The organism is Streptomyces spongiae (assembly GCF_009377185.1).
In the GTDB taxonomy this organism is placed as follows: domain Bacteria; phylum Actinomycetota; class Actinomycetes; order Streptomycetales; family Streptomycetaceae; genus Streptomyces; species Streptomyces spongiae.
The window spans coordinates 1-11,139 of the sequence record NZ_VJZC01000328.1; the positions used below are offsets into that span (position 1 = coordinate 1).

1 protein-coding gene is annotated in these 11,139 nt (G+C 74.6%); it reads right to left on the minus strand.

Going from position 1 to position 11,139, the window contains the following annotated elements; translation table 11 throughout:
- Positions 1-11,139, minus strand: an 11,139-nt coding sequence (locus FNH08_RS32525) for a type I polyketide synthase (protein ID WP_152775117.1), incomplete at both ends; no start/stop codon positions are given.

Sequence of the window (11,139 nt, forward strand, 5' to 3'; positions counted from 1 at the left end):
CGTGGTGGCGCAGGGCGTCGAGGCGGGCACGGTCGTGGCGGCGTCGGCGCCAGGCGGCGAGGGCGGGCGTGAGCGAACGGGCGGTGTCCCCGTCGAGGCCGAGCTGCGCGGCTAGGGCAGTGGTGTCCTCGCGTTCGACGGCGGACCAGAACGCGGCCTCGGCCGGATCGGCGGCGGACGCCGGTGCGCCGGTCCCGGGTTCGGGCCAGTAGCGCTGCCGCTGGAAGGCGTAGGTGGGCAGGTCGACGTGGTGGTCGGGGACGCCGACGGCGGCGAGGAAGGCCGCCCAGTCCACGGTCATGCCGTGCACGTGGGCGCCGGCGACGGCGGTGGTGAGCTGCGGGACCTCGTCGCGGTCACGGCGCAGCAGCGGTACGACGGCGGCGGACTCGCCCAGGGAGGGGTCGTCGTCGAGGACGGCCCGGGTCATGCCGCTGAGGACGGCGTCGGGACCGATCTCCAGGAACGTCCGGACGCCCCGCGCGGTGAGGGTCGTCACGGCGTCGGCGAACCGCACGGTGTCGCGGAGGTGCCGCACCCAGTGGTCGGGGGTGGCCGGTTCGTCGCCGGTGACGACGTTGCCGGTGCGCGTGGAGACGAGCGGGATGTCGGCCGGTGCCGGGCGGATGGCGGCGGCGGCCTCGGCGAACGCGTCCCGTACGGCGTCCATGCGGGGCGAGTGGAAGGCGTGGCTGACGCGCAGTCGCCGGGTGCGGTGGCCGCGTGCGGCGAGTGTGGCGGCGACGGCCTCGACGGCGTCCTCGTCGCCGGACAGTACCAGCGAGGAGGGGCCGTTGACGGCGGCGACGGACACCCGCTCGTCGAGCAGTCCGGTCACCTCGTCCTCGGTCGCCGTCACGGACACCATCGCGCCGCCCTCGGGCAGTTGCGCCATGAGGCGGGCGCGGGCGGCCACCAGGGCGCAGGCGTCCGCCAGGTCGAGTACGCCGGACGCGTGGGCGGCGGCGATCTCGCCGACGGAGTGCCCGGCCACATAGTCGGGGGTCAGTCCCCAGGACTCGACGAGGCGGTACAGGGCGACCTCGAAGGCGAACAGGGCGGGCTGGGTGTAGCCGGTGTGGTCCAGCAACGCGGCCTCGGGGGTGCCGTCGGGCGCGAACATGACGTCCCTCAGCGGCACGTCGAGCCCCGTGTCGAGGTGGGCGAGGGCGGCGTCGAGCGCGTCGGCGAACACCGGGTGACGGTCGTAGAGTGCACGGCCCATGCCCAGGCGCTGGCCGCCCTGGCCGGTGAAGAGGAAAGCGACCCGGCCACGTCCGGCGCCGGGCGTGGCCGGGCGGACCACGGCGGAGTCGGGCTGCCCGTCGCGCAGGGCGCGCAGGCCGCGCACCAGGTCGTCCCGGTCGTGCGCGACCACGGCGGCGCGGCGCTCGAACGCCGAGCGGTGCAGGGCGAGGGCGGCGGCCAGGCGGTCGACCGGCAGGTCGGGCCGCTCCTCTGCGAGAGCGAGCAGTCGGGCGGCCTGGGCGCGCAACGCGTCGTCACCGCGGGCGGAGACCAGCACCGGCAGCGGGCCGACGGGCTCCACGACCTCGGGCGTGCCGGGCTGAGCCTCCCCGCGCGTGCCGGGCTGCCGGGCCGGCTCCGGGGCCTGTTCGAGAACGGTGTGGACGTTGGTGCCGCTGATGCCGAAGGAGGACACGGCTGCGCGCCGGGGGCGCCCCGTATCGGGCCAGTCGGTGGCCCCGGTGAGCAGGCGCACTTCTCCCGCTGACCAGTCGACGTGCGAGGAGGGCGTGTCGGCGTGGAGGGTCGGCGGCAGAACGCCGTGCCGCAGCGCCGTGACCATTTTGATGACACCGGCGACGCCGGACGCGGCCTGCGTGTGACCGATGTTGGACTTCACCGAGCCGAGCAGCAGCGGGAGTTCGCGGTCCTGGCCGTAGGTGGCGAGCAGGGCCTGCGCCTCGATCGGGTCGCCGAGGGCGGTGCCGGTGCCGTGGCCCTCCACGGCGTCCACATCGGTCGGCTCCAGGTGGGCACCGGCGAGGGCGGCGCGGATGACCCGCTGCTGGGCGGGGCCGTTGGGCGCGGTCAGGCCGTTGGAGGCGCCGTCCTGGTTGACGGCGGAGCCGCGGACGACGGCGAGCACGGGGTGCCCGTTGCGGACGGCGTCGGAGAGCCGTTCGACGAGGACCATGCCGACGCCCTCGGCGAGCGCCATGCCGTCGGCGCCTTCCCCGTAAGCCTTGCAGCGGCCGTCGGGGGCGAGGGCCCGCTGGCTGCTGAAGCCGAGGAAGGTGTTCGGGGTGCCCATGAGGCTGACACCGCCGGCGAGGGCGAGGTCGCTCTCGCCGCCCCGCAGCGACTGGCAGGCCAGGTGCAGGGCCGTGAGGGAGGAGGAACAGGCGGTGTCGAGGGTGACGGCCGGGCCCTCCAAGCCGAGCAGGTAGGCGACGCGGCCGGACAGGACGCTGGTGAGCGAGCCTGTCACGGCGTGCCCGTCGGCACCGTTGCCGTGGGCGGCCGGATAGTCGTGGTAGCTGGCGCCGATGAACGCGCCGGTGCGGCTGCCGCGGATCCGCTCGGGCACGATCCCGGCCCGCTCGAAGGCCTCCCAGGACGTCTCCAGCAGCAGTCGCTGCTGCGGGTCCATGGTGAGTGCCTCACGGGGCGAGATGCCGAAGAACACCGGGTCGAAGCCGGCGGCGTCGCGCAGGAATCCGCCCTGTACGGCGTAGGTGCGGCCGGGGGTGTCCGGGTCGGGGTCGTACAGCTCGTCGACGGGCCAGCCGCGGTCGGCGGGGAAGCCGCTGATGGCGTCGGTGCCGGACATGACGAGGTCCCACAGCGCCTCCGGCGAGTCGACACCGCCTGGATAGCGGCAGCTCATGCCGATGATCGCGATCGGTTCGTCGGCGGTGACCGCGACGGGCGCGGCGGGCACGGCCGGCCCGGTGCCGGTGTCGTCGAACCGGGTGCGCAGGAACGCCGCCAGCGCGGCGGGCGTCGGGCGGTCGAACACGAGAGTGGCGGGCAGGGTGAGCCCGGTGGCCGAGGCGAGCCGGTTGCGCAGGTCGACGGCGGTGAGCGAGTCGAAGCCGGCGTCGCGGAAGGCGCGCCGCTCGGACAGGTCGTCGGGTCCGGCGAGGCCGAGGACGGCGGCGGCCTGCCCACGCACGGTGTCCACGAGCAGCTGGTCGCGTTCGGTGGCCGGCAGCGCGGCCAGCCGGGCGGCGAACTCGCCGTCCGCGGACGCCTGCTGCCGCTCGGTGGTCTCGGCGGTCCGCCGAGTCTCGGGCACCTCGTCGAACAGCCGGGTCTCGCGGACGGAACTGAAGACGGGGTAGTAGCGGTCCCAGTCGACGTCGGCGACGGCGAGGACCGTCTCGTCGTCGTCGAGGGCGCGGCGCATCCCGGCGAGCGCGAGGTCGGCGTTCATGAACACCAGGCCGGTGCGGCGCACGTCGTCGGGGGCGACGCGGCCGACGCCGAGTTCGTTGGCCCAGATGCCCCAGTGGACGGAGGTCGCCTTCAGGCCGCGGGCACGGCGCTCTGCGGCGAGCGCCCCGAGGTGGGCGTTGCCGGCGACGTACGCGGCATGCTGACCGCTGCCCCACAGTCCGGCGACGGAGGAGAACAGCACGAACGCGTCGAGGTCGTCGTCGCCGAGGAGGGCGTCGAGATTGCGGGCTCCGTCGACCTTGGCGTGCAGGACCCGGGAGACGGCGGCGAGGTCGGTGGCGGCGAGGGTGTGCAGTTCGATGACGGCGGCCGCGTGGATCACCGTGCGCAGGGTGTGCCCGTCGGCGCGCAGCCGTTCCAGAAGGGTGGCGAGGGCGCCGCGGTCGGTGATGTCGCAGGCGGTGACGGTGGCCTCGGTGCCCGACTCTGCCAGTTCGGCGACGAGTTCGGCGGCGCCGGGCGCCTCGGGACCGCGCCGGCTGACCAGCACGATCCGCTCGGCGCCCTGGGCGGACAGCCAGCGGGCCACGTGGGGGCCGAGGGTGCCGGTGCCGCCGGTGACGAGGGCGGTGCCACGCGGGGTCCAGTCGCCGCCAGCCGGGCGGTCGTCGGTACGGTCGCGGACGACGCGGCGGGCGAAGGCGCCGGAGGAGCGCAGGGCGAGCTGGTCCTCGGCGGTGTGCGCGCCGCCCGCGAGGAGGGCGGCGAGCCTGCGCGCGGTCCGCTCGTCAAGGGTTTCGGGCAGGTCGACGGTGCCGCCCCAGAAGCGTGGGTGCTCCAGTGCCGCGGTCCAGCCGATGCCGGCCGACTGCGCCTGCACGGGCCGGGTGACCCGGTCGGCGCGGCCGGTGGCGGTGGCGCCCCGGGTCAGCAACCACAGCGGGCAGTCCGTATCGAGGTCGCCGAGGGCCTGTACGAGGACGACGTTGAGCGCGGTGCCGAGGGCGGCGCCGGGATGGCCCGGGCAGTCCTGCTCGGCGTCGGCCAGCAGCGAGACGATGCCGGCGACGGGGGTCGTACAGCCGTCGGAGTCCACGTCGGCCGCCAGTCCCGCCTCCCGCAGCAGTGCGGCGACCGCCTCACGGTCGAGGTGGGTGCCGTCGAGCACGATGCGCACGGGTTCGGCTCCGTGCGCGGCGAGCGCCTGCGCGACATCCGTGCCGTCGCCACCGGCGGCGGTGACGACGAGCCACCGCCCCGTGGCCGCGCCGGGCGGTACGGACAGCGGCACCCAGCGGACCTTGTACCGCCAGTCGTCCAGCGTGGACTGCTCGCCGCGGCGCCTGCGCCAGGCGGCGAGACCGGGAAGTACGGCGGCCAGCGCGTCCTGGGCGACGTCGAGATCGCGGGCCAGCCGCGGCAGGTCGGACTCCTCCACGGCGTTCCAGAAGGCGGCGTCCTCCGTGCCGGAAGCCCCCGGGCCCGCGCCGGGTGTCACGGGTGGTACCCAGAGCCGCTGGTGCTGGAAGCGGTAGGTGGGCAGATCGACCCGGCGCCGGGCGCCGCCGCCGTACGCGGCGGTCCAGTCGACGTGCACGCCGCGTACGAACGCCTCCGCGAGGGAGGCCAGTACGCGTCGCGCGTCGTCCTCACCGCGGCGCAGCGTGCCGCCGACGTACGCCGCGACGCCCGCTTCGTCGACGGCGCCCTGGATGCCCAGGGTGAGCACCGGGTGGGCGCTGACCTCGATGAACGCCCGGTGCTGGGAGGCCAGGAGCCGTTCCACGGCGGGACCGAACCGGACGGTCTGCCGCAGGTTGCGGTACCAGTACGCGGCGTCCGTGCCACCGTCCTCGCCCGGGTCACCGAGCCACTCCCCCGTCACCGTGGACAGCATCGGAACGTGCGGCTCGCGCGGGGTGACGGGGGCGAGCACGTCGAGGAGTTCGTCGTGCAGGTCCGTCACGTGCGGGGAGTGCGAGGCATAGTCGACGGGGATCTTGCGGGCCCGTACACCGTCGGCGGTGAGCCGGCCGTGCAGGGCGTCCAGGGCCTCGGGGTCGCCGCAGACGACGACCGCGCCGGGCCCGTTGACGGCGGCGACGGACAGCCGGCCCTCCCACGGCTGAAGGTGGGCGGTGGCCTCGGCGACGGGGAGCGGCACCGACATCATGCCCCCGCGTCCGGCGAGGGTTCGGCCGATGGCCTGGCTGCGCAACGCCACGACGCGGGCGCCGTCCTCGAGGGACAGCGCACCCGCGACGACGGCCGCGGCGATCTCGCCCTGGGAGTGGCCGACGACGGCGTCTGCCCGGACGCCGCACTCCTCCCACACGGCGGCCAGGGACACCATCACGGCCCAGGTGACGGGCTGGACGACGTCCACCCGGTCGAGTCCCGGCGCGCCGGGTTCCTGGCGGAGCACCGCGGTCAGCGACCAGTCGACGAACGGGTCGAGGGCGAGGGCGCAGTCGGCGATGCGCTCCGCGAACACTGGCGACAGGTCCAGCAGACGCGCGCCCATGCCCTCCCACTGGGTGCCCTGGCCGGGGAAGACGAACACCGTGCGGCCATCGATGTCGGCCTCGCCGTGCACGACGGGCGCGGTGGGCTCCTGCCCGGCGAACGCGTCGAGCGCGGCGGTGAGTTCGGCGGCGGAGGTGCCGACGGCGACCGCACGGTGGTCGAGCAGCGAGCGGGTGGTGACGAGCGTGTGGCCGGTGTCGGCCGGGTCGTCGGCGGGCCGCGCCGTGACGTGCGCGGCGAGTGCGGCGGCCTGGTCCCGCAGGGCGGCGCGGGCGCGGGCGGACAGCACCCAGGGCAGGGCGCCGGTCACGGGGGGCGCGGTCTCCAGCGCGACGGGCGCGGTGTCCGGCTCGGCGGGCACCGGCTCCTGCGGCGGCGCCTCTTCCAGGACGGCATGCGCGTTGGTGCCGCTGATGCCGAAGGAGGACACGGCGGCCCGGCGCGGGCGCCCGGCCGCCGGCCACGGCCGCTCCTCGTCGAGCAGCCGGAGCACCCCGGAGGACCAGTCGATGTGCCGGGACGGCGTCTCGACGTGCAGGGTGGGCGGCAGAACGCCGTGCCGCAGCGCCAGCACCATCTTGATGAGGCCGGCGACTCCGGCGGCGGACTGGGCGTGCCCGATGTTGGACTTCACCGAGCCGAGCCACACCGGCCGCTCCGGATCCCGGTCCCTCCCATACGTCGCGACCAGTGCCTGCGCCTCGATGGGGTCGCCGAGCGCGGTGCCGGTGCCGTGCGCCTCGACGGTGTCGATGTCGTGCGGGGTGACACGGGCGTTGGCGAGGGCCTGCCGGATGACGCGCTGCTGGGAGGGCCCGTTGGGGGCGGTCAGGCCGTTGGAGGCGCCGTCCTGGTTGATGGCGGAGCCTCGGATCACGGCGAGGACGGGGTGGCCGTTGCGGCGGGCGTCGGAGAGCCGTTCGACGAGGAGGAGGCCGACGCCCTCGCCGAGGGTCATACCGTCGGCGTCGTCGCCGAAGGCCTTGCAGCGGCCGTCGGCGGCGAGCGCCCGCTGCCTGCTGAACGCCACGAACGAGTCCGGCGTCGTCATGACGGTCGCACCGCCGGCCAGCGCGAGGGTGCTCTCGCCGCCCCGCAGCGACTGGCAGGCCAGATGCAGGGCGACCAGGGAGGACGAGCAGGCGGTGTCGACGGTGACCGCGGGGCCCTCGAGCCCGAGCACGTACGACAGCCGGCCCGACAGCACGCTCGGGCTGGACCCGGTGACCATGTGGCCTTCGGTGCCCTCACCGGCGCCGCGCCCGTACTCCTGGTAACTGGAGCCGATGAACGCGCCGGTGCGGCTGGCGCGCAGCGTGGCCGGGTCGATGCCGGCGCGTTCGACGGCCTCCCACGCGGTCTCCAGCAGCAGCCGCTGCTGCGGGTCCATGACGAGCGCCTCGCGCGGCGAGATCCCGAAGAATGCGGGGTCGAACTCGTCCGCCCCGCCCAGGAAACCGCCCTGCGTCGAGTACGTCGTGCCGCTCCTGTCGGCGTCCGGGTCGTACAGGCCCGAGACGTCCCAGCCGCGGTCGGCGGGGAACTCGCCGATGGTGTCGGTGCCGGAGGCGATCAGCTCCCAGAAGGCCTCCGGGGAGTCGACGCCGCCGGGGAAGCGGCAGCCCATGCCGATGATCGCGATCGGCTCGTCGGACACGTCGGCGGCGGTGGCCACCGCGTCGGCGGAGTCGCCCCCGGCGAGGACTTCCCCGAGCAGGTGCCGGGCCAGGACGAGCGGCGTGGGGTGGTCGAAGACCATGGTGGCAGGCAGCGGCAGGCCGACGGCCGCGGTGAGCCGCTTGCGCAGTTCGACCGCCATGAGGGAGTCGAACCCGTGCTCCTGGAAGGCCCGGTCGGGCTTGACGGCGTCCGGGCCGGGATGCCCGAGCACCGCCGCGGCGTGGGTGCGGACCACATCCAGGACGAGCGGCAGCCGGTCGTCCTCGCGGGCCGCGAGCAGCCGGGTGCGCAACTCGGCTGCGGCACCGGCGCGTTCCTGCCGGGCCTGCTGGGCGGCGGCCGCGATCTGCCGGGCGCCGGGCAGTGAGGTGAGGGACGCGGTGTGCCGCAGCGCGAACATGCCGTCCAGCAGCTCGGCATCGGAGAGATCGGCGACGACCGTGTCCGGCGCGCTCTCGGCGACCAGTTCGGCCATGGCCGCGAGCGCCAGACCCGGCTCCAGGGCGCTTGTGGAGGCGTGCCGGCCGAGCCGCCCCTCGGCGGCCATGCCGGCCCCGCTCCACGCACCCCAGGCGAGGGAGGTCGCGGGCAGCCCAGCTGCGGCGCGACGACGGGCCAGGGCATCCAACGCGGCGTTCGCGGCGGCGTAGTTGGCCTGGCCGGGGTTGCCGACGGCACCGGCGAGGGACGAGAACAGCACGAAGGCGTCCAGTTCCCGGTCCCGGGTCAGCTCGTCCAGGGCTTCGGCGGCAGCCACCTTGGCCCGGAACACCGCGTCGTACCGGTCCGGCGTCAGGCTGTGCAGCATCCCGTCGTCCAGGACACCGGCCGTGTGGACGACGGCCGTCAGCGGCGCCTCGTCCGGGATCGCGGCCAGCAGTCCGGCGAGCCCCGCGCGGTCGGTGATGTCGCAGGCTGCGACCGTGACGTCGACACCGACCGCCGACAGCTCCTCCTCCAGAGACGCCGCACCGGGCGCCTCCGGTCCACGCCGGCTCACCAACAGCAGCCGCTCGGCACCGTTCCCGGCGAGCCACCGCGCGACATGTGCACCGAGCGCCCCCGTGCCACCGGTCACGAGCACGGTTCCGGACGGCCGCCACCCGGCGGGGCGCACACCGGGGTCTTCGCCGGGGGGCTGCTCACCGGCGGGCGCGGCAACGACCCGCCGCCCGTACGTACCCGACTCCCGTACGGCGATCTGGTCCTCGCCGTCGGTACGCGCCAGCGCGCCCAGGAACCGGCGAAGCACCTGCTCGCCCGGCTCCTCCGGCAGGTCGACGAGCCCTCCCCAGCGCTCCGGATGCTCCAGTGCGACGACCCGGCCGAGCCCCCACACGGCGGCGGCCCGCGGTTCGGGCAGTCCGCGCGCGGCGTCGCCCGCGACCGGCACACTCACCGCACCGCACGTCACCGCCCACACACGGGCGTCGAGCCCGGTCTCCTCCAGGGCCTGCATCAGGGTGGCCGTGCCGGTCACGGCCACGGGCACACCGGAGTCCCGTACGTCGCTCGAGTCGGCGAGCAATGACACCACACCGGCGAGCACTTCACCGTCGTCGAGCCTCGCCAGGGCGTCCCGCACCTGCCGTGTGACACCGTCCCGGTCGTCGTCCGCCTCGACGTCCAGAATCAGGGTCTGCTCCCCGAGCGCTGCCACGACGGACCGCACCCAGGGTTCCTCACCCCGCCCCGACGGAACGACGGCCAGCCACGGCCCGGTGTCGCGCGCCCCGACGGCCACGGCGTCCCCGAGCGCCTGCCACGCCTCACGGAACCGAAGCGCGTCCACAGCCGACCGCGTCCGCCGCCGACCGCGCCATGCCGACAGCGCGGGCACGACGTCGTTCAACGCCTCGGCGTCGACGTGGAGCTGAGCGGCGAGACCGTCGACATCGACGTCGTCCACGGCCGCCCAGAACTCGGCCTCCGCGGGATCGGCGACAGCGCCGCCGGGTGCCGACAGGGCGACTGCCTCGGAGGACTCGGGCCAGTAGTTCTGGTGTTGGAAGGGGTAGGTGGGGACGTCGGTGAGGCGGGCGCCCGTACCGGTGAGGAGTGCCGGCCAGTCGACGGGCACGCCGTGGGTGAAGAGGCGAGCGAGGGCGGTGAGCGCGGCTGTCTCTTCGGGCCGGTCCTTGCGCAGTACGGGCACGGCGACGGCGTCCTCAGGCGCCATCTGCCCGATGAGGGCGGTGAGGGTGCCGTCGGGGCCCAACTCCAGGAAGCGCGTGACGCCCTGCGCGGCCAGTGTGCGGATGCCGTCGGCGAAACGGACGGTCTCACGGACGTGCCGGACCCAGTAGCCGGGGTCGCCCAGTTCGTCGGGGGTGGCCAGGGCGCCGGTCAGGTTGGACACGACCGGGATGCGGGGCGGCTGGAAGTCGATGTCGGAGATCGCCGCACGGAAGTCGTCGAGCATGGGGTCCATCAGCGGCGAGTGGAAGGCGTGCGAGACCCGCAGCCGCGTGGTACGCCGGCCCGGCAGAGCAGCGGCGACCGCGAGAACATCCTCCTCGGTGCCGGAGAGGACGATCGAGGTGGGGCCGTTGACCGCCGCGAGGGACACACCGCCGGTGAGGTGCGGGGTGACGTCGTCCTCGTCGGCGTCCACGGCGAGCATCAGCCCGCCCTCCGGGAGTGCCTGCATCAACCGTGCACGGGCCGACACCAGCACACACGCATCCGCCAGCGACAGCACACCCGCCACATGAGCAGCCGCGATCTCACCCACGGAATGACCCGCGAGGTACTTCGGACTGACCCCCAGCGACGTCACCAGCCGGAACAGCGCCACCTCAACAGCGAACAGCGCCGGCTGGGCGTGTTCGGTGCGGTTCAGGGCCTCCTCGTCCTCACCCCAGATCACGTCCCGCAGGACGGGGTCGAGCTCGGCCAGAACCTCATCCAGAGCGCGGGCGAACACCGGGAAACGGGCATACAACTGGCGGCCCATCCCGATGCGCTGAGCACCCTGACCGGAGAACACCAACGCCAGCGACCCGCCGACAGCCACTCCCCTCGCGGCCTCGGCGACGCCCTCATCGGAGGCCAGCAGCACCGCCCGATGCGGGAACCGGGCACGCCCCGCCGCCAGCGTGTAAGCGACATCCACCGACGGCTCGCCCACCCGCAACCGCTCGACCTGCACATCCAGCGCCTGCTCCGACCGCGCCGACACCACCAACGGCACCACCGGCGGCACCACCGGCGGCACCACCGGCGGCTGCTCCACAGTGATCCGCTCGGACACATCCTCAGGCAGTTCAAGGATGACGTGAGCGTTGGTACCGCTCAGGCCGAAGGAAGACACAGCGGCGCGGCGCGGGCGGTCACCGTCCGGCCACGCCACCGGCTCCCGCACCAACTCCACCGCACCCGCCGACCAGTCCACATGCGACGACGGAACATCCACATGCAACGTCGGGGCAACGATGCCGTGCCGCATCGCCAGCACACTCTTGATCACACCAGCCACACCCGCAGCAGCCTGCGTATGCCCCAGATTCGACTTCACCGACCCCAACAACAACGGCCGCTCACGACCCTGCCCATACGTCGCCAGCA